Origin of the sequence: Achromobacter pestifer, from assembly GCF_013267355.1 — a bacterium.
Classification (GTDB): Bacteria; Pseudomonadota; Gammaproteobacteria; order Burkholderiales; family Burkholderiaceae_B; genus Achromobacter; species Achromobacter pestifer_A.
This window is the reverse complement of record NZ_CP053985.1, coordinates 1,580,624-1,599,360: the sequence shown is the minus strand read 5'-3', so window position 1 is coordinate 1,599,360 and position 18,737 is coordinate 1,580,624. Positions and strand designations below refer to the sequence as shown.

The following is an 18,737-nucleotide window of genomic DNA, read 5'->3' as shown; positions in this document are numbered from 1 at the left end:
TGATTTTAGCGTCATGGGCGGGTGGGCTATAGTCGCGGACTGATATCCCATTCCGCCGGCAGGGTTGCTTCAATGCTCGAATTTTTCAATATGGTGCTCCACATCGACAAGACGCTCGGCGTCTGGGTCGCGCAATATGGCGTGTGGGTGTACCTGGTGCTGTTCCTGATTGTGTTCGCGGAGACGGGGCTGGTCGTGCTGCCGTTCTTGCCGGGGGATTCGCTGCTGTTCATCGCGGGCGCGTTCGGCGCTACCGGACATATCGACCCGATTCTGATGGGGGGGCTGCTGATCGTCGCGGCCATCTCCGGCAATACGCTGAACTACTTCATCGGACGCTATATCGGGCCGCGCGTGTTTTCGATGAATCTGCGCTTCCTGGACCGAGGCGCCTTGATGCGCACGCACGCGTTCTATGAAAAGCACGGCGGCAAGACCATCGTGATGTCGCGCTTCATTCCGGTCGTGCGCACTTTCGCGCCTTTTGTCGCGGGCGTGGCCGATATGCCGCAGTCCCGCTTTCAGCTGTTCAACATCCTGGGCGCCCTGCTGTGGGTGGTGAGTCTGGTGGCTGCGGGCTATTTCTTCGGCAACATCCCGCTGGTGCGCGAACACCTGAATACCATCGTGCTGCTGGGCCTGGCCGCGGCCATCGTGCCGGTGATCGGGGCGGGCGTGTTCAAGCTGATCAAGGCCAAACGCGGCGCGTGAGAGGACGGCGCTGCGAGTTGCCGCACAAGCGCCAGGCAGTGAAAAGGGCGTTGCGCCGAAAAGCGCAACGCCCTTTTTCATGAGGCCGGCAGCCGTTGCCGTCAGCTCAGGTCGCCCAGCCGCGCCAGCGGCGGATTGGCGGTGAAGTAGCGCTGGATGCCCGTCATCATGGCCTGCGCCAGCTTGTCCTGGTGCGAGGTGCTCTTGAGCAGGGCCTCTTCCTGGGGGTTGCTGATGAAGGCGGTTTCGACCAGCACCGAGGGAATGTCCGGCGCCTTCAGGACCGCGAAGCCGGCCTGCTCGACGCTGTTCTTGTGCAGGCGGTTGATCTTCTTGATTTCGTCCAGGAAGGCGTTGCCGACCTTGAGCGAATCATTGATCTGCGCGGTGGTGGACAGGTCCAGCAGCACCTTGGCCACCTGGCGGTCGTGGCTGCCGAGGTTGACGCCGCCGATCAGGTCGGCCGCGTTTTCCTTGTCCGCCATCCAGCGCGCCTGGGCGCTGGTGGCGCCGCGTTGCGACAGCGCGAACACCGACGAGCCGTTGGCCGAGGGCTTGACCCAGGCGTCCGCGTGGATCGAGATGAACAGATCCGCATGCACGCGGCGCGCCTTCTGCACGCGCACGTGCAGAGGCACGAAGTAGTCGTCGTCACGCGTGAGGTAGGCGCGCATGTAGGGCTGGCTGTCGATCAGCGCCTTTAGGCGCCGGGCGATGCGCAGCACCACGTCCTTCTCGCGCAGGCCGCTGCTGCCGATGGCGCCCGGATCCTCGCCGCCATGGCCGGGGTCCAGCGCGATGGTAAGCATGCGCTGCTTGCCGCGGCTGGCGGTCGCGGGCGGGGGCTTGGGCGCGGTGGGCAGCGGGGGCGCCGGCTGCTGGCCGCGCACGCGCGGCGGCTCGGGCGGATCGGCGCGGGTCACCGGATTGCGCTGGATGTCTTCCAGGATGCGCGCCAGCGGGTCGTCGACGTCGGGGCCGCTTTGCTTGTTCAGGATCGCGATCAGCGGGTCCTGGGCGATCTTCGGATACAGGTCCAGCACCAGGCGGTACTGGTAGTCGGCCACGGGCTTGAGCGTGAACACCTGGGGCGCCACGGGCTGCTTCAGGTCGAACACCAGGCGCACCACATTGGGGCGGTTCTGCGCCACCCGCAGGCTCTGGATGTAGGGGTCGTCCGGACGGACCTTGGAAACCAGGTCGTTCAGGGCCGCGCTGATGGTCAGTCCCTCAATGTCCACCACCAGGCGGTGGGGATTTTCAAGCGTGAACTGTTCAGCCTTGAGCTCGCTGTCGAGCTCCAGCGTGACGCGGGTGTATTCGTCGGCCGGCCAGGTGCGCACGGCCAGGATGGTCGCCGCCTGCGCCAGGCGCGGCAGGACCGGCAGGACGAGCAGGGTGGCGGCGACGCTGATCAGGCGACGCCGAGTGGCGCCTGCCGAGGGGAGGGCGCCTACTTGGGCGGGGGGACAATCGCGTTCAACCATGTTTGTCCTCGAGCGGTGTACGCGGTCAGGGTGGCGTCGCGTCCTTCGCCTGCATAGGCTAGGGAAATCAGCAGGTCGGGAGGGGGCAAAAGGCCCCCGGCCCGCTCTGGCCATTCGATCAAAACGACCGCATCGTTACGCAGTAAATCCCGGAATCCTGCGTCCAACCATTCGCGCGAATCACTAAATCTATAAAAATCAAGATGATAGAAGTATAAGTTAGAAACTTTATAGGATTCAAGCAGCGCGTAGCTAGGACTTTTGATTCGCCCGGTGATGCCGCATTCCCGCAACAAGGCCCGTGTGAAGGCCGTTTTACCCGCGCCCAGATCTCCCTGGAGATGGATGTGTCCCCCCGCCGGACCGGTCTGACCGCCGGAAACCAGGGGCGCGAGCTGCCGCGCCAGCGACTCCGTGGCGGCTTCGTCGGGCAGGTTCAAGGTCAGGCTGCAAAGAGGGGCGGACATGGCGCGGGGCGAGTGGTAAAAACGGTGAAGGGAGCACGGATGTTTGCGCAATTATAGGAATGCGGGTTTCTGCTAACCTAGAACTGATTTTCATTCTCAATATTCTCGTGGCTGGCGCGCCGCCGCCAGCCGCAATCGACGTCGCCACGGAGTAGCACGCGCCATGAAGACCCGCATTGAAAAAGACACGTTTGGTCCCATCGAAGTCCCGGAAGATCATCTCTGGGGCGCCCAGACGCAGCGTTCGCTGCATTTTTTCGCGATTTCCACCGAAAAGATGCCGGTCCCGCTGGTCGAAGCGATGGCGCGGCTCAAGCGCGCGGCCGCCAAGGTCAATGCCGATCTGGGCGAACTGGATCCGAAGATCGCCGATGGCATCGTCCGCGCCGCCGATGAGGTGATCGCCGGCAAGTGGCCCAACGAATTCCCGCTGTCGGTCTGGCAGACCGGCTCCGGCACCCAAAGCAACATGAACATGAACGAGGTGCTGGCCAACCGCGCCTCGGAACTGCTGGGCGGCGTGCGCGGCGAAGAGCGCAAGGTGCACCCGAACGATCACGTCAACCGCGGGCAGTCGTCCAACGACACCTTCCCGACCGCCATGCACGTGGCGGCCGCGGTCCAGGTCGAACACCATCTGCTGCCGTCGCTGAAGGCGCTGCGCGCCACGCTGGCGGCCAAGAGCGCCGAGTTCTACGACATCGTCAAGATCGGCCGCACCCACCTGCAGGACGCCACGCCGCTGACCCTGGGCCAGGAACTGTCGGGCTATGTGGCCCAGCTGGACCTGTCCGAACAGCAGATCCGCGCCACCTTGCCGGGCCTGCACCAGCTGGCCATCGGCGGCACGGCGGTGGGCACGGGCCTGAATGCGCACCCGCAATTCAGCGCCAAGGTCTCGGCCGAACTGGCGCACGCCACCGGCACCGCTTTCGTGTCGGCGCCCAACAAGTTCCAGGGCCTGGCTTCGCACGAAGCGCTGTTGTTCGCGCACGGCGCGCTGAAGTCGTTGGCCGCCGGCCTGATGAAGATCGCCAACGACGTGCGCTGGCTGTCCAGCGGCCCCCGTTCGGGCCTGGGCGAGATCAGCATTCCCGAGAACGAACCGGGCAGCTCCATCATGCCGGGCAAGGTCAATCCGACGCAGTGCGAAGCCATCACGATGCTGGCCGCGCAGGTGCTGGGCAACGACGTGGCCATCAATATCGGCGGCGCCAGCGGCAATTTCGAACTCAACGTGTTCAAGCCGCTGGTGATCCACAACTTCCTGCAATCGGTGCGCCTCTTGACCGACGGCATGGCCAGCTTCAACGAGCATTGCGCCGCCGGCATCGAGCCCAACCGCGAGCGCATCGCCGAACTGGTCGACCGTTCCTTGATGCTGGTGACGGCGCTGAATCCCCACATCGGCTACGACAAGGCCGCGCAGATCGCCAAGAAGGCGCACAAGGAAGGCCTGTCGCTGAAGGAGTCGGCGCTGGCGCTGGGCTACGTGACCGAGGCGCAGTTCGCCGAATGGGTGGTGCCGGCCTCCATGACCAACGCGCACAAGTCCTAGTAAGACGACTGCCGCGCGCATGAAAAAAGACCGCTGCTGCGGTCTTTTTTCGTTGGCGGCGCAGCGCCTCTCAGGCCGCGCCGGTGAGCATCAGCCACAACGGAATCGTCAGCGCCGAAAGCAGCGTGCCCAGCGATATCAGCACCGCCACCATGCGCCCGTCGCCGCCCATGCGCATGGCCAGCACGTAGGCCGCGGATGCGGTGGGCAGGGCCGCGAACAGCAGCAGCATCCGCGATTCCAGCGGCGGCAGCGCCAGCAGATGCGCGACCAGCAAGGCCACGGCGGGCAGTGCCACCAGCTTGACCGCAAGCATCCAGGCGATCAGCGCGCCATGGCCCTTGCCGCCTTCCCAGGCCAGGCTGGCGCCCACGCAGATGATGCCCAGCGCGAGGGCCGCCGCGCCCAAACGCGCCAGCACCGTGTCCAGCGGGCCGGGCAGGTGCACGCCGGCCAGATTGCAGGCCAGGCCGGCCAGCGTGGAAATGACCAGAGGATTGCGGGCCAGTTCGCGCAGCAGGTTGCCGCCGCTATGGCGGGCCAGGCCGTAGACCGCGGCCATGTTGGCCATGGGCACGGCGAAGCCGACGATCAGCGCCATGACCGTCTGGCCTTGCGCGCCGCCCAGGCTGGCCGACAAAGCCAGCCCGAGATAGGTATTGAAGCGGTAGCCGCATTGCGCGGACGAGGCCAGGCTCAGCGAGGACGGCCGCAGCACCCAGCGCGCCAGCCAGGTCAGCGCGACACCGGCCGCGATGACGGCCGCGCTGGCCTGCAGCAGCATGGCGGCGTTGCCGGCGGTGATGGGGGTGCGCAGGATGGACTGGAACAACAGCGCGGGCAGCAGGACGAAGTAGACCAGCCGCTCGGTGCCGGCGAAGAATTCGCGCGAGAAATTCAGTTTGTGATGCAGCGCCCAGCCCAGCGCGACCAGCATGAAATCAGGGAAAACCAGAAGGGCAACCGACATGGGCAAGTATGTATTTGATGCGCGTCAGACGGGGATCCATACGCTAGGCGTCTGTAAGTATTTGCTGCTATTCTCCGTCATTCTGGCGGGCGCGTGTGCCACAAGCAACGTATAAAAGCAGTGCTCACCCTGCGCACAGAGCATGCGCCCACCGCCGTTAATTGCGGACCTGTCCACAGGCAGGCGCATCACACAACGGTCCGTACACACACGGGCTCGCATATTGGAGGAAACACACCTATGAATAAAGTCCGCTCCCTGGCCGTGGCTATCGCCCTGGCCACCGGCGCTGCCGGCACCCTTGGCGCCTCCGCCGCTCACGCTGCCGACAAGTACCCGAGCAAGCCGATCCGCGTCATCGTTCCGTTCGCGCCCGGCGGTTCCACCGACATCATCGCGCGTCTGGTGACGCAGCGCATGAGCCAGGAACTGGGCCAGCCCATGGTTGTGGAAAACAAGGGCGGCGCCGGTGGCGCCATCGGCGCATCCGAAGCCGCGCGCGCCGATGCCGACGGCTACACGCTGTCCATCGCCACCGTGTCGACCATGGCCGTAAACCCGGCTTGCCGCCCCAACGACCTGCCCTACGATCCGATCAAGGATTTCCAGCCGGTCACCAACTTCGCCAACACCGCCAACGTGGTGGCCGTGAACCCGAAGTTCCCCGCCAAGGACTTCAAGGGCTTCCTGGAAGAGCTGAAGAAGAACCCGGGCAAGTACTCGTACGGCAGCTCGGGCACCTGCGGCGTGCTGCACCTGATGGGCGAATCGTTCAAGATGGCCACGGGCACGGACATCGTGCACGTGCCGTACAAGGGTTCGGGCCCGGCCGTGGCTGACGCCGTCGGCGGCCAGATCGAAATCCTGTTCGACAACCTGCCGTCGTCGATGCCGCAGATCCAGGCGGGCAAGCTGCGCGCCATGGCCATCGCGTGGCCGACCAACATCGAAGCCATCAAGGACGTGCCGACCTTCAAGGACGCCGGTTTCCCGGTGCTGAACCAGCCGGTCTGGTACGGTCTGCTGGCGCCCAAGGGCACGCCGATGGAAGTCGTGAACAAGCTGCGCGACGCTGCCGTCGTGGCCCTGAAGGACCCCAAGGTCATCAAGGCGCTGGACGACCAGGGCTCGGCGCCGTCGGGCAACACGCCGGAAGAATTCGCCAAGGAAATCAAAGAGCAGTATGACTGGGCGAAGGACGTCGTGAAGAAGCAGAACATCAAGCTGGACTGATGCCGCGCGGGGCGGGCGCCGCCTGCCCCCGTCTGCAAGCAATGACGGGCGCCTTTGGGCGCCCGTCTTTTTTTTGCGCGTAGGCCGCTCAGGCCGTGGCGTCGAGTCCGGCCTGCAGCGCCTCGCAAGCGGCGCGCAGGCGTTCGATGAAGTCGCGGTGCAGCGCCGACAGCGGATCCTGGTTGCGCACCATGATGCTGATCGGCACGCGCAGGGCGGGGTCCAGCCGGCGCAGGTTCATGCCGGGCCGCAGCATCGCCTGCGCGGTGATCGCGTCCACGATGGCGTCGCCGCAACCCGCGTCGACCAGGGCGCAGGCCACGTAATGCGTCTGCACCTGGATCGCCACCTGCGGATCCAGGCCCTGCGCGTCCAGCGCCATCTGCAGCAGGGCGCCGGAGGCGTCGGCCGCGTCCAGCACGATCAGCGTATCGCCCGCCATGGCCGTCAGATCCGCCAGCGGCAGCGGGCCCAAGCCTTCCTTGCGGCTCAGGTGCACCAGTTCCGTGTGGCCCAGTCCGATGCGGGTCAGGCCCGGATAGTCGTTGGTGTCGAAGGTGATGGCCAGATCCAGCTCGCGCGTCAGCAGCCCCTGCACCAGTTCAGTGCTGTGATGCGTATGGATGTCGAAAGTAATGCCAGGCTGCGCCGCGCGGCTGTCGCGCACCACGCCGGGCAGCAGTCCCAGGCCCAGCGCCGGCGCGCAGCCCAGGCGCAGGTGGCCGTTGGGATGGTCGCGCAGGCTGGCGGCCAGCCTGCGCACGCTGTTGAGGTCCTGGTTCAGGCGCGCGACCTCGGGCGTGAGGATCTCGGCCTCGCGGGTCGCGACCAGCCGTCCTTTCACGCGCTCGAACAGCTTGAAACCCAGCTGCGCCTCGGCATGCGCCAGGAGCTTGCTGGCCGCGGGCTGCGAGATATGCAGCGCGGCCGCGGCCTCGGTCAGGGATCCGGTACGGCGGATCGCTTCGAAAATCTCGATGTGGCGCAAACGCATGGCACGGTGGGGGACGGTGGGCGGAAACCGCGATTCTAAGCCGGATGCGGCCGGCGTCGCGACAGCCGCCGGCGCCTTGACTATCATGAACCCCTGCCGGAACGCCGGCGCACACCGGAGCCTCCCCATGCGCGCACCCCGTCATGCCGTTGCCTTCATGCTTGCCGCCGCGCTTGCGGCCATGCCTGCCGCGTGGGCGCGTACGCCACAGGCCGTCGAAGACCTGAACCCCGAAGCCGCCAGCGGCACGCAGACGCGATTATTGGCGCGGGCGCCGCATTTCATGATGGCCTCGGCCAATCCGCTGGCGACGCAAGCCGGCGACGAGATGCTGCGCCGGGGCGGCAGCGCGGTGGACGCCGCCATCGCCGCCCAGTTGGTGCTGAACCTGGTGGAGCCGCAATCGTCAGGCATAGGCGGCGGCGCCTTCATGGTGGCGTATTCGGCCAAGAGCGGCCGCATCCAGACCTACGACAGCCGCGAGACCGCGCCCGCCGCGGCCCAGCCGCAGCGTTTCCTGGACTCGGACGGCAAGCCGGTGCCCTTCGCCCGCGCGGTGAATAGCGGCCTGGCCGTAGGCGTGCCGGGCCTGCTGCGCGGCCTGGAGCTGGCGCACAAGGAGCAGGGCGCGCTGCCCTGGGCCGATTTGTTTCAGCCCGCGATCCGGCTGGCCGAGCAGGGTTTCGCCGTGTCGCCCCGCCTGCACAAACTGCTGGCCGGCAACAAGGAGCTGCGCACGCAAGCCGCGGCAGCGGCCTATTTCTATGCGCCCGATGGCGCGCCCTGGCCCGTGGGCCATGTACTGAAGAACCCCGAATTCGCGCGCACGCTGCGCGCGGTGGCGGAGCAAGGCGCCGACGCGTTCTACCAGGGCGACATCGCCCAGGACATCGTCGCCGCGGTGCGCGGCCATGCCGTGCCCGGCGACCTGACGCTGGCCGACCTGGCCGGCTATCGCGCCAAGACGCGAGACCCCGTCTGCGGCGCCTATCGCGGCTATCAGCTATGCGGCATGGGGCCGCCCAGCAGCGGCCCGATCGCGGTGCTGCAGATGCTGGGCGAACTGGAGCAGTTTCCCCTGCCCATCTTTGCGCCGGGCAGCGTGGAGGCGGTGCATTACTTCTCCGAAGCCGGCCGGCTGGCATTCGCCGACCGCGATTTTTATGTGGCCGATCCGGACTTCGTGCGGGTGCCGGTGCGCGCCATGCTGGACCCCGCCTATCTGCGCGCGCGCGGCGCCCTGATCCAGCCGGACCGCAGCATGAAGGTGGCGCTGCCCGGCGATCCGGAAGGCAAGCTCCTGTCGCTGGGCAAGGACGACGCACTGGCGCTGCCCTCGACCAGCCATCTGGTGGCGGTGGACGCGCAAGGCAATGCCTTGAGCATGACGACCACCATCGAAAACGAATTCGGCAGCAAGATCTTCGTGCGCGGCTTCCTGCTGAACAACGAGATGACGGATTTTTCCTCGTCCCACAAGGATCCCGAGGGCCGCCTCGTCGCCAACCGCATCGAGCCGGGCAAGCGCCCGCGCAGCTCGATGGCGCCGATGATCGTGCTGCGCGATGGCAAGCCCTATCTGCTGGTGGGGTCGCCGGGCGGCAGCGCCATCATCAACTACGTGGCCAAGACCATCGTGGGCGTGCTGGACTGGCGCCTGGATATCCAGGCGGCCATCGACCTGCCCAACATGGGCAGCCGCAACAAGGAAACCGAACTGGAGAAGGGCACCGCGCTGGAGGCGCTGGCGCCCGAGCTTGAGCGCATGGGGCACCCGGTGCGGATACTCGAATTTCCCAGCGGCATCCACGGCATCGTGATCGACGCCGACGGCCTGCAGGGCGGCGCCGACCCGCGCCGCGAAGGCGTCGCCCAGGGCGGCTGAGGCCCCGCGCAGGCTTACTCGCCGGTGTCGGCGGAACGCAGATCCGGTGGCAGCTTGCGCAGCGTCGCGGGGGTGCGCGACAGCTTGATCGGGGAACCCACGCCGCGATAGTCGCCTTGCTCCAGCACCATGCCGCGATGACGGGTGTGCGGGTGCGCCAACGCCTGATCCACGCTCTGCACGGCGGCCGCGGGCACGCCGCAGCGCAGCAGGCGGTCGGCCAGTGCGGCGGCCTCATGGTCCGCCAGCAGCGCGGTCAGGTCGTTGCGCAAGGCCTGGCGGTTGTGCAGGCGGTCGGCGTTGGTGGCGTAACGCCTGTCCTCGGCCAGCGCCGGCGCGTCCAGCGTCTGCGCCAGCTGCGCGAACTGGCGGTTGTTGCCGACCGCCAGGAAGATCGGGCCGCTGGCCGTGGGCAGCGTTTCGTAGGGCGCGATGTTCGGATGCGCGTTGCCGCTGCGCGCGGGCACCTTGCCGCTGTAGAAGTAGTTGGGCGCGTGCGGGTGCAGCAACGACAGAGCGCAGTCGTACAGCGTGATGTCCAGGAATTGCCCCAGGCCGCTGTGCGTACGCTCGTTGAGCGCCAGCAGGATGGCCACGGCCGCGTTCAGGCCGGTCACCATGTCCACCACCGGCAGGCCGACGCGGGTGGCTTCGCCGTCCGCGTCGCCGTTCACGCTCATCAGGCCGCACATGGCCTGGGCGCAGGCGTCGTAGCCGGGCAGGCCGCCCAGCGGCCCGTCCGCGCCGAAACCGCTGACCCGGCAATGGATCAGTGCCGGGAAGTCACGGCTCAGCATGTCGTACCCCAGGCCCCATTTTTCCAGCGTACCGGGCTTGAAGTTCTCGACCAGCACGTCGGCGTCGGCGAGCAGATGGCGCAGCAGCTCCTGGCCCGCTGCCTGTGACAGGTCCAGCGTCATGCCGTCCTTGTTGCGGTTGACGCCGATGAAATAGGACGCCGTATCGCCCAGGAAAGGCGGCCCCCAGCCCCGCGTTTCGTCGCCGCCGGGCGGCTCGATCTTCAGCACGTCGGCGCCGTGATCCGCCAGGATCTGCGTGCAATAGGGGCCGCCCAGCACGCGCGACAGGTCTATCACTTTGCAGCCGGCGAGGGCGCCGGCATTGGGCAGGGTTGCAGCCATGTGGGGTCCGTTCAGTCGATGGAAACGTGGGCGCTCTTGATGAGATCGCGCCATTTGGGCACTTCGGCCGAGATGAAGGTGGCCAGGCCCTGCGGCGTCTGGTCCCGGGCTTCGACGATGCCCTGGCTGCGCAGCGTCTGCGCGACCTCGGGATCGGACAGCGCGGTCTTGAAGGCGCGGTTCAGGGTGTCCACCACATCGGCCGGCGTACCCTTGGGCGCCACGATGCCGAAGAACACGCTGACGTCATAACCCTTGAGCCCCTGCTCGGAAAGCGTGGCCAGGTCAGGCAGCGCGTCCGAGCGCTGGGCGCTGGCCAGGCCGATGGCGCGCAGCTTGCCCGCCTTGATGTAGGGCAGCGCGGTCAGGATGTCGGTGAACGACATCGACACCTGCCCGCCCAGCAGGTCATTGAGCGCCGGACCCGTGCCCTTGTAGGGGATGTGCATGATCTGGGTGCCGGCCATGTTGTTGAAGAGGATGCCGGCCAGGTGCGACGAGGCGCCGTTGCCTGATGAGGCGTAGCTCAGCTTTTCCGGATTTTTCTTGGCATAGGCGATGAGTTCCTGCGCATTGTTGGCCGGTACGGACGGGTTCACCACCAGGATGTTGGGCAGGTGGCCGATGCGGATGATGGGCGCGAAGCTGGTCTCGGGGTTGTAGCCTTGCTTCTTGTACAGGCTGACGTTGATCGCCAGCGGGCCGGAGGTGCCGAACAGCAGGGTGTAGCCGTCGGGCTTGGCCGTCGCCACGTATTCCGAGCCGATGTTGCCGCCGGCGCCGGCGCGGTTTTCGACGATGACGTTCTGGTTCAGCGGCTGCCGCAGCTTGTCGGCCAGTCTGCGAGCCAGGGCGTCGGTGGGGCCGCCGGGCGGGAACGGCACGATCAGCGTCACGGGCCGGGCCGAGGGATAGGCGTCCGCGGCCAGCGCGGGCGCGGCGGGGGCGATGGCCGTGGCGGCCGCCAGCAGCAAGGGGGCGAGGGTTCGGTTCATGTTTGTCTCCAGTGGTTGCGCGCCGGCTGTGCCGCCGGCGTCGGTTTACAGCGCGTAGTGCAGGATGGCCCGGCACGCCGCGCTTTCATCGGCCGGGATGGCGTATGGGTCGCGTGGACCCAGACGGTGCAGCAGCACCTGGTCGGCCAGCAGCGCGCGGCTTTCCAGGCCGGGTTCGGTCGCTTCCCAGCGCAGGGCGGCCATGGACACCGCGTGGTACAGCAGCGAGGCGGCCTGGCGCGCCAGCTCGGGACGGTCGGCCTGCGCGGCGTGTTCGGCCAGCGCATAGGTCTGCTCCAGCGCGCGCGCCTGCATCTCGGCCAGTTCGGGCGGGCAGGGGCGGCCCGCGGCCAGCAGGCCGTCGATATGGCTGCGCAGGGCCGGCAGCGAGTTTTCCTTGTTGATGGCGCGCAGCACATCCAGCGCCACGATGTTGCTGGTGCCTTCCCAGATGGAGCCCAGGTGGGCGTCGCGCACCAGCCGGGGTTCGGTCCATTCCTCGATGTAGCCGCAGCCGCCGCGTACTTCCATGGCGTCTCCGGTCACCTTGCGGGCATCGCGGCAGGCGCGGAACTTGATCAGCGGCGTGAGAATGCGCGCCAGCGCCGGATCGGCCGCGCCCTGGTCCGCGCCGGCCAGGGCGCGCGCGGTCTGGAACATCAGGCTGCGGGCCTGTTCGGCCCACACCGTCATCTTGACCAGCTGGCGTTGCATCAGCGGCATGTCAATCAGGCGCTTGCCGAAGGCGCGCCGGTGCTGCGAGACATAGACCGCCTCGGTCACGGCGCGGCGCATCAGGCCGGCGGCGCGCATGCCGTTGGACAGGCGCGAGTTGTTGATCATGTCGGCCATGTGCTTGAAGCCGCGGCCGCGCTCGCCCACCAGCCAGGCCACCGCGCCTTCCAGGCGGATCTCCCCGCTGGCCATCGAGCGCGTGCCCAGCTTGTCCTTCAGGCGCAGGATGCGGTAGTGGTTGTGCGTGCCGTCGGCCAGGTCGCGCGGCAGCAGGAACAGCGATACGCCCTTCAGGCCGGGCTGCGATTCGCTGCGCGCCAGCACCATGGCGTAGCCCGCGTCCGGGTTGGAGCAGAACCACTTGTCGCCGTGGATGAGCCAGGTGCCGTCATCCTGCGCGGTGGCGGTGACTTCGGTGGCGCTGACGTCCGAACCCGCGCCCTGTTCGGTCATGAACATGGCGCCCTGGCGCAGCGCGTCGAAATCCTGCGAGGTCACCTGCGGCAAGACCCGTTCGACCAGTTCGGGGTCGCCGAACTTGCGCAGGGTACGCGCCAGCGAATCCGTCATGCTGACCGGGCAGCACAGGCCGAACTCCGCCTGCACGAACAGATGGCTGAGCGCGTACTTGGCGGCGGCGGGCATGGGCTCGGGCCAGCCCAGCACGCCGCCGCGGTGCGACAGCGCCGCCAGGCCGAATTCGCTGTAGGCCAGGCGCTCCAGCTCGACATAGGCCGGATGCTTGTCGATGCGCGACTCGTCGGTGCCGGCGCGGCTGCGTACGGACAGCGTGGGCGGGTGCTTGTCGGCGGTGGCGGCCAGTTCGTCCATGACGCCGCCGGCCAGCGCGCCCAGGCGTTCCAGGTGGGGCAGCAGGTGGGCGTGCAGCGCGGGCGGCAGGTAGCGCCGGCTCAGCGCCTCGGCGTAAGGGTCCGCGCTGAACAGGTTCTGCCCGCGGGAATCCGGAACAGGCGTGGCGGCGGGGGGCGCGGTCTTGACGGGGGTATCCATGGCGGCATCCTGCTGAAGACGGGAACGATGCCTGTGATGGTGCTTGCATGGATTAATCTATACAAATACTGTTTGTGTGTAGAACAATCCAAAAAAAGTATGGATTGCCGTCCCGGGGGAGACAGATGGACCTGGATCCGCGCCTGTTGCGCTATTTCATCGCCGTGGCCGAAGAGCGTCATTTCAGCCGCGCGGCCACGCGGCTGCACATTTCCCAGCCCCCGCTCAGCTACGCCATCCGGCAGCTGGAGGAGAACGTCGGCGCGCGCCTGCTGACGCGCACCAGCCGCCACGTCGAACTGACCGACGCCGGCCAGGTGCTGTACCGCGAAGCCCTGACGCTGCTGCGCCAGGCGGAAGAGGTGCGCACACTGGTGCAGCGCGTGGACGCCGGCCTGCGCGGCCGGCTGCGCATCGGCTTCGTGGGCTCCATGCTGTACCGCGGCCTGCCCGCGCTGCTCAACGCCATGCGCGCCGAGCTGCCGGACGTGGAACACGTGCTGACCGAGCTGAACTCGCACGACCAGATCGAGGCCGTGCGCCGCGGCGAACAGGACCTGGGCTTCATCCACGCCAATCCGGTGCCCAACGGCGTGCTGGCGCGCGACCTGATGGCCGAGCCTTTCGTGGTGTGCCTGCCGCAGGCGCATCCGCTGGCCGGCCGCGACTCGCTACGGCTGGCGGAACTGGCGGCGGACGATTTCGTCTTCTTCGCCCGGGCCGCTTCGCCCAGCTATTACGAGACGGTGCTGTCCATGTGCGTGTCGGCCGGCTTCATGCCGGTGATCCGGCACGAGGTCCGGCATTGGCTGAGCGTGGCCTCGCTGGTGTCGCAGGGGTTGGGCGTGTCCATCGTGCCGGCCTGCCTGTCGCGCAGCGGGCTGGCGGGGACGCGGTTCATCGCCTTCGAGCACGCAGCCCGTTCGCTAAGCCAGATGATCTGGCGCGAGGCCGCGCGCTCGCCGCTGCAGGAAAAAGCGGTGGAGATGGCGGCGCGGCATGGCTGGGAGCCCCCGGAAACCTCGTGAAATCCGCCATCCGGGTAGGCAGAACCCGCCCGAAGGCTTATCGTTAGCGGTATCCCCGCGCCGTCAGTCCGGCGGCCAGGGAGGGAACCGTTTGCATATGAACGCGAATTCCGGGTTTTAGCCATGTCCTACCGTCCAGTCCTGCCGCTCACGCGCCGCAGGCGTTTCATCACCAGGCTGCGCCATTGCGGCCCTCCGGCGAAGTACTGAACCCCACTGCAGGGTGTTTCGGTTCCACTTCTCCGGAGTCTTTCGTGGAAATTCCTTTTTCGTTTCGTCCGCGTCTTTTCGACGCGATGCGCGGCTACGACCGTGTCCGCTTCGCCCAGGACCTGGGCGCGGGCCTTACCGTGGCCGTGGTCGCGCTGCCGCTGGCCATGGCCTTCGCCATCGGCTCGGGCCTCAAGCCCGAGGCCGGGCTGTTCACGTCCATCATCGCGGGCTTCCTGATCGCCCTGCTCGGCGGCAGCCGGGTGCAGATCGGCGGGCCGGCGGGCGCCTTCATCGTCATCGTCTACGACATTGTGCAGCAGTACGGCGTGGCCAATCTGATCATCGCCACGGCGCTGTCGGGTGTGTTGCTGTTCGTGATGGGGCTGCTCAGGCTGGGCACGCTGGTGCGCTTCATTCCGGTGGCGGTGATCATCGGCTTCACCAATGGCATCGCGGTGCTGATCGCGTTGTCGCAGGTCAAGGATTTCCTGGGCCTGGCGATTCCCAAGATGCCGGGCGACTTCTTTGGCATCCTGGGCGCGCTGGGCAGCCATCTGTCGTCGCTGAATCCCTGGGCCGCCGGCGTTGCGCTGCTGTCGCTGGCGGTGATCGTCGGCTGGCAGCGCTGGTTGCCGGCATGGGGCGGCCAGCGGGCGGCCAGGCTGGCCCGCGTGCCGGGCTCGATCATCGCGCTGGTGCTGGCGACCGCGGCGGTGGCTGTATTCGGCCTGCCCGTGGAAACCATAGGCAGCCGCTTCGGCGGCATACCGGCGGCGCTGCCGGACTTCACCTTGCCGGCCTTCAGTTGGGAATCGGCCCGCTTCCTGCTCATGCCCACCGTCACGCTGGCGGCGCTGGGCGCCATCGAGTCGCTGCTGTGCGCGCGGGTGGCCGACGGCATGATAGGCGACCGGCACGATCCCAACCAGGAGCTGATGGCCCAGGGCGTCGCCAACTTCGTCACGCCATTCTTCGGCGGCATGCCGGCCACGGGCACCATTGCGCGCACCGTGACCAACGTGAAAAGCGGCGCCACCAGCCCCGTCGCGGGCATGGTGCACGCGCTGGTGCTGCTCGTGGTGATGCTGGCGGCAGCGCCCCTGGCGGCCTCGATACCGCTGGCCACCCTGGCGGCCATCCTGATGTTCGTGGCCTGGAACATGGGCGAATGGCGCGAGTTCGCGCGGCTCAAGAGCTACCGGCTGCCGTACCGGATCACGCTGGTGTCGGTGTTCCTGCTGACGGTGGTCTTCGATCTGACGGTCGCGGTCGAATTCGGCATTTTTGCCGCCTGCCTGACCTTCATTTACCGCATTTCCAGCCTGTCGCGCGCCGAACGCATCACGGCCGCGGAACAGCCCCTGCTGGCCGGCATGGAAGGGAGGATCGAGGTCTGGCGCCTGTACGGCACCGTCTTCTTCGGCGCCACCAAGCTGGTGGAGTCGCTGGAAGACCGCCTGCCTGCCCGGGCGCTGGTGCTGGACCTGAAGAACGTGATCTACGTGGATTCGACCGGCGCCGAGGCGCTCGAAGCACTGAGCAAGGCATGCGAGACGCGAGGAGTGGCGCTGATCGTCTCGGGCCTGATGGGCCAGCCGCAGGACATCGTGCGCCGCATCGGCCTGTACAAGCGGCTGCAGGGCCATCTGCAGCCCGACGTGGCGAGCGCCACGGCCGCCGCCCTGGCGCTGGCGGCCGAGGGCGGCTAGACGGTTGGGGGGCTTGGGCGGCCCCCCCATCTCCCTAGCGGAATACGACGGTCTTGCTGCGGTTGAGCAGGATGCGGTGCTCGACGTGGCTGCGCACGGCGCGCGACAGCACCAGGGACTCGATATCACTGCCGACCTGGGTCAGGTCCTGGGCGGTCATGGTGTGGTCCACGCGCTCGATGTCCTGGTCGATGATGGGGCCTTCGTCCAGGTCCGAGGTCACGTAGTGGGCGGTGGCGCCGATGATCTTGACGCCGCGCGCATGCGCCTGGTGGTAGGGGCGCGCGCCCTTGAAGCTGGGCAGGAAGCTGTGGTGGATGTTGATGGCGCGGCCGTTCAGCGCGCGGCACATGTCTTCCGACAGGATCTGCATGTAGCGGGCCAGCACCACCAGGTCGATGCCTTCCTGGTCGACCAGGGCCAGCACCTGCTTTTCCTGTTCCGCCTTGGTGTCGGCCGTGACCGGCAGGTAGTGGAACGGGATGCCGTAGGACGCGGCCAGGCTGGCGTAGTCGTTGTGGTTCGACACGATGGCGGCCACTTCGGCGTGCAAATGGCCGCTGTGCACGCGGAACAGCAGGTCGTTCAGGCAGTGGCCCTGCTTGCTGACCATGATCAACAGGCGTTCCTTGCGGCGCGCGTCATGCAGCTTCAGCTCCATGCCGTACTCGGCGGACATGCCGTCCAGCCGTGCCCGCAGGTCGCTGGCGGCCACGCCCGCCGGCACGTCGAAGTGCACGCGCAGGAAGAAGCGGCCGGTCTCTTCATCGCCGAACTGCTGCGAATCCAGGATGTTGCAGCCCAATTCGAACAACAGGCCGCTGACGCGGTACACGATGCCCGTGCGGTCGGGGCAGGACAGGGTCAGGATGTAGTCGTTGTGCTGCATGGTGCGGGGACAGGAGAAGAAAGAGGAAAAGGGGGAGGGACAGCCCGTCGGCGGTATCAGGCGCCCGCGGGGGCTATCCGTTCAGGCATGCCAGCGTCTCTTCGGCCAGGGCCAGGCTGGAGGTCAACCCGGGGGATTCTATGCCGAACAGGTTCACCAGGCCGGGCACGCCGTGCGCCGCAGGACCGGAAATGACGAAATCGGCGGCGGGTTCATGGGGGCCGGAGATCTTGGGCCGGATGCCGGTGTAGCCCGGCGCCAGGGCGTCATCGGGCAGGGCCGGCCAATAGCTGCGCACGGCGGCGTAGAAGACCTCGGCGCGGGCCGGGTCCAGCGTGTAGTCCTCGGTGTCGACCCATTCGGTGTCGGGGCCGAACTTGGCCTGGCCGCCCAGGTCCAGCGTCAGGTGCACGCCCAGGCCGGCATGCTGCGGCACCGGGTAGATCAGGCGCGAGAACGGCGCGCGGCCGGACAGCGTGAAATAGCTGCCCTTGCACAGGTAATCCTTGGGGATGCTGGACGCGGGCAGGCCCTCGATGCGGCGCGCCAGCGCGGGCGCTTGCAGGCCGGCTGAATTGATCAGCACGTTACAGCTCAGGGCCATGCCCTCGTCGCCGCCGAACTGCAGCTCGAAGCCGCCCTCGGGACGGACCCGGGCCGACGCCAGCGGCGTATGGAAGACGCACTGGGCGCCCGCGTTTTCGGCGTCGCCCTGGAACGACAGCATCAGCGCATGGCTGTCGACGATGCCGGTGGACGGCGAGGACAGCGCGGCGGTGCAGCGCAGCGCCGGCTCCAGGCGCATGGCGTCCTCGCCGGAGATGAATTGCAGGTCGTCCACGCCATTGGCCCGGGCGCGCTGGGCAATGCCCTCCAGTTGCGCGGCCTGTTCCGTCGTGGTGGCGACGATGAGCTTGCCCAGCCGCTTGTAGGGCACGCCGCGCTCGGCGCAATAGGAATAAAGCAGGTGCTTGCCGCGCACGCAGAGGCGGGCCTTGAGGCTGCCCGCCGGGTAATAGATGCCAGCGTGTATGACCTCGGAATTGCGCGAACTGGTGCCGGTGCCGATGGCCTCGGTGGCTTCCGCCACCAGCACTTCGCGCCCGGACTGGGCCAGCGCCCGCGCGATCGCCAGGCCGACCACGCCCGCGCCGATGACGACGCAATCCACATCCACGCTCATGGTGCTTTCCTTTCCGAACGCGCGCCGGCCGGGGTCAGGTCGAAACCGCCGGCATGGAAGACCAGCGGTGGCTCGCCGCTATGGCCGCAGCGCTCCACTTCGCCCACCATGATGACATGGTCGCCCTCGACATAGCGGCTGCGGTTGTGGCATTCGAACCAGGCGGCGCAATGGCCGTCCAGCATGGGCGTGCCGCCTGGCGCGTGGTGCACCGTCAGCCCGGCGTAGCGGTCCGGCGTCTTGCCGGTGGCGAAGCGGCGCGCCAGCGCGATCTGCTCCGCGCCCAGCACGTTGACGACGTAGCGCTCGCACTGCTCGAAGGCGGCCAGCGACGACGAACTGCGCGACAGGCTCCACAGCACCAGCGGCGGGTTCAGCGACACGGAGTTGAAGGAGCTGACCGTCAGGCCGATGGGCGCGCCATCGGGGTCGGCGGTCGTCACGACCGTTACGCCCGTGGCGTAACGGCCCAGCGCGGTGCGGAAAAAGGCAGCGTCAAAATCAGGGGAGGAGGCGGTCATGCAATC

The 18,737-nt window shown here is 67.5% G+C and carries 16 protein-coding genes; 6 read left to right on the top strand and 10 right to left on the bottom strand.

All coding sequences use genetic code 11. The features are described 5' to 3' along the window. Nucleotides 1–72: 72 nt before the first annotated feature. Nucleotides 73–711, top strand: a complete 639-nt coding sequence (locus FOC84_RS07825; protein ID WP_173143928.1) for a VTT domain-containing protein — start codon at nt 73–75, stop codon at nt 709–711. 101 nt (nt 712–812) lie between these two features. On the opposite strand, the gene FOC84_RS07820 is transcribed toward FOC84_RS07825, so the two are convergent. Together FOC84_RS07820 and tsaE are read right to left on the bottom strand one after the other, a co-directional pair. After that, nucleotides 813–2,198 carry an N-acetylmuramoyl-L-alanine amidase gene (locus tag FOC84_RS07820; protein ID WP_173143927.1) on the bottom strand — a complete coding sequence of 462 codons (1,386 nt, stop codon included), beginning with the start codon at nt 2,196–2,198 and terminating at the stop codon, nt 813–815. Continuing rightward, nucleotides 2,165–2,665, bottom strand: a complete 501-nt coding sequence (gene tsaE, locus FOC84_RS07815) for a tRNA (adenosine(37)-N6)-threonylcarbamoyltransferase complex ATPase subunit type 1 TsaE (protein ID WP_173143926.1) — start codon at nt 2,663–2,665, stop codon at nt 2,165–2,167. Before tsaE ends, FOC84_RS07820 begins: the two co-directional genes overlap by 34 nt. Nucleotides 2,666–2,828: 163 nt before the next feature. On the opposite strand from tsaE, the gene fumC reads away from it, so the two are divergent. Then, nucleotides 2,829–4,223: a class II fumarate hydratase gene (gene fumC / locus FOC84_RS07810; RefSeq protein ID WP_173143925.1), complete on the top strand. Its 1,395-nt coding sequence runs from the start codon at nt 2,829–2,831 to the stop codon at nt 4,221–4,223. A 70-nt stretch (nt 4,224–4,293) separates the two neighbouring features. On the opposite strand, the gene FOC84_RS07805 is transcribed toward fumC, so the two are convergent. After that, nucleotides 4,294–5,193: an AEC family transporter gene (locus FOC84_RS07805; protein ID WP_088138499.1), complete on the bottom strand. Its 900-nt coding sequence runs from the start codon at nt 5,191–5,193 to the stop codon at nt 4,294–4,296. Between the two features lie 240 nt (nt 5,194–5,433). Between FOC84_RS07805 and FOC84_RS07800 the strand changes: the two genes are divergently transcribed. Continuing rightward, entirely contained in the window at nt 5,434–6,426 is a 993-nt protein-coding gene (locus FOC84_RS07800; protein ID WP_088138498.1) for a tripartite tricarboxylate transporter substrate binding protein BugE, read from the top strand. Between the two features lie 88 nt (nt 6,427–6,514). On the opposite strand, the gene FOC84_RS07795 is transcribed toward FOC84_RS07800, so the two are convergent. Further along, complete coding sequence (locus FOC84_RS07795; protein ID WP_173143923.1) at nt 6,515–7,420, bottom strand: LysR family transcriptional regulator; 906 nt, start codon at nt 7,418–7,420, stop codon at nt 6,515–6,517. A 127-nt stretch (nt 7,421–7,547) separates the two neighbouring features. On the opposite strand from FOC84_RS07795, the gene ggt reads away from it, so the two are divergent. After that, nucleotides 7,548–9,305, top strand: coding sequence for a gamma-glutamyltransferase (gene ggt / locus FOC84_RS07790; protein WP_173143922.1), 1,758 nt, complete (start codon nt 7,548–7,550; stop codon nt 9,303–9,305). Nucleotides 9,306–9,319: 14 nt separating this feature from the next. Here the strand turns inward: ggt and FOC84_RS07785 are convergent, their stop codons facing one another. The 3 genes from FOC84_RS07785 to FOC84_RS07775 are packed head-to-tail and all read right to left on the bottom strand — an operon-like array spanning nt 9,320 to nt 13,188. Next, nucleotides 9,320–10,447: a CaiB/BaiF CoA transferase family protein gene (locus tag FOC84_RS07785; protein ID WP_173143921.1), complete on the bottom strand. Its 1,128-nt coding sequence runs from the start codon at nt 10,445–10,447 to the stop codon at nt 9,320–9,322. Nucleotides 10,448–10,458: 11 nt separating this feature from the next. Further along, on the bottom strand, nt 10,459–11,442 hold the full coding sequence (locus FOC84_RS07780) for a Bug family tripartite tricarboxylate transporter substrate binding protein (protein ID WP_173143920.1): 984 nt from the start codon (nt 11,440–11,442) through the stop codon (nt 10,459–10,461). A gap of 45 nt (nt 11,443–11,487) precedes the next feature. Beyond that, nucleotides 11,488–13,188, bottom strand: a complete 1,701-nt coding sequence (locus FOC84_RS07775; RefSeq protein WP_173143919.1) for an acyl-CoA dehydrogenase family protein — start codon at nt 13,186–13,188, stop codon at nt 11,488–11,490. A 125-nt stretch (nt 13,189–13,313) separates the two neighbouring features. Between FOC84_RS07775 and FOC84_RS07770 the strand changes: the two genes are divergently transcribed. Together FOC84_RS07770 and FOC84_RS07765 are read left to right on the top strand one after the other, a co-directional pair. Continuing rightward, nucleotides 13,314–14,216, top strand: coding sequence for a LysR family transcriptional regulator (locus tag FOC84_RS07770; protein WP_173143918.1), 903 nt, complete (start codon nt 13,314–13,316; stop codon nt 14,214–14,216). Between the two features lie 296 nt (nt 14,217–14,512). Next, on the top strand, nt 14,513–16,138 hold the full coding sequence (locus tag FOC84_RS07765; RefSeq protein WP_173150006.1) for a SulP family inorganic anion transporter: 1,626 nt from the start codon (nt 14,513–14,515) through the stop codon (nt 16,136–16,138). Nucleotides 16,139–16,172: 34 nt separating this feature from the next. On the opposite strand, the gene purU is transcribed toward FOC84_RS07765, so the two are convergent. From purU to FOC84_RS07750, 3 genes are all read right to left on the bottom strand, one after another. After that, complete coding sequence (gene purU, locus FOC84_RS07760; RefSeq protein WP_173143917.1) at nt 16,173–17,027, bottom strand: formyltetrahydrofolate deformylase; 855 nt, start codon at nt 17,025–17,027, stop codon at nt 16,173–16,175. 73 nt (nt 17,028–17,100) lie between these two features. Then, on the bottom strand, nt 17,101–18,210 hold the full coding sequence (locus FOC84_RS07755; protein WP_173143916.1) for an NAD(P)/FAD-dependent oxidoreductase: 1,110 nt from the start codon (nt 18,208–18,210) through the stop codon (nt 17,101–17,103). Further along, nucleotides 18,207–18,731: a flavin reductase family protein gene (locus FOC84_RS07750; protein ID WP_173143915.1), complete on the bottom strand. Its 525-nt coding sequence runs from the start codon at nt 18,729–18,731 to the stop codon at nt 18,207–18,209. The genes FOC84_RS07755 and FOC84_RS07750 overlap by 4 nt, the downstream gene beginning before the upstream one ends. Nucleotides 18,732–18,737 lie beyond the last annotated feature (6 nt).

Coding starts and splice junctions, on each gene's coding strand:
- FOC84_RS07825 (WP_173143928.1), top strand. CDS start 73: ATGCTCGAATTTTTCAATATGGTGCTCCACATCGACAAGACGCTCGGC.
- FOC84_RS07820 (WP_173143927.1), bottom strand. CDS start 2,198: ATGGTTGAACGCGATTGTCCCCCCGCCCAAGTAGGCGCCCTCCCCTCG.
- tsaE (WP_173143926.1), bottom strand. CDS start 2,665: ATGTCCGCCCCTCTTTGCAGCCTGACCTTGAACCTGCCCGACGAAGCC.
- fumC (WP_173143925.1), top strand. CDS start 2,829: ATGAAGACCCGCATTGAAAAAGACACGTTTGGTCCCATCGAAGTCCCG.
- FOC84_RS07805 (WP_088138499.1), bottom strand. CDS start 5,193: ATGTCGGTTGCCCTTCTGGTTTTCCCTGATTTCATGCTGGTCGCGCTG.
- FOC84_RS07800 (WP_088138498.1), top strand. CDS start 5,434: ATGAATAAAGTCCGCTCCCTGGCCGTGGCTATCGCCCTGGCCACCGGC.
- FOC84_RS07795 (WP_173143923.1), bottom strand. CDS start 7,420: ATGCGTTTGCGCCACATCGAGATTTTCGAAGCGATCCGCCGTACCGGA.
- ggt (WP_173143922.1), top strand. CDS start 7,548: ATGCGCGCACCCCGTCATGCCGTTGCCTTCATGCTTGCCGCCGCGCTT.
- FOC84_RS07785 (WP_173143921.1), bottom strand. CDS start 10,447: ATGGCTGCAACCCTGCCCAATGCCGGCGCCCTCGCCGGCTGCAAAGTG.
- FOC84_RS07780 (WP_173143920.1), bottom strand. CDS start 11,442: ATGAACCGAACCCTCGCCCCCTTGCTGCTGGCGGCCGCCACGGCCATC.
- FOC84_RS07775 (WP_173143919.1), bottom strand. CDS start 13,188: ATGGATACCCCCGTCAAGACCGCGCCCCCCGCCGCCACGCCTGTTCCG.
- FOC84_RS07770 (WP_173143918.1), top strand. CDS start 13,314: ATGGACCTGGATCCGCGCCTGTTGCGCTATTTCATCGCCGTGGCCGAA.
- FOC84_RS07765 (WP_173150006.1), top strand. CDS start 14,513: ATGCGCGGCTACGACCGTGTCCGCTTCGCCCAGGACCTGGGCGCGGGC.
- purU (WP_173143917.1), bottom strand. CDS start 17,027: ATGCAGCACAACGACTACATCCTGACCCTGTCCTGCCCCGACCGCACG.
- FOC84_RS07755 (WP_173143916.1), bottom strand. CDS start 18,210: ATGAGCGTGGATGTGGATTGCGTCGTCATCGGCGCGGGCGTGGTCGGC.
- FOC84_RS07750 (WP_173143915.1), bottom strand. CDS start 18,731: ATGACCGCCTCCTCCCCTGATTTTGACGCTGCCTTTTTCCGCACCGCG.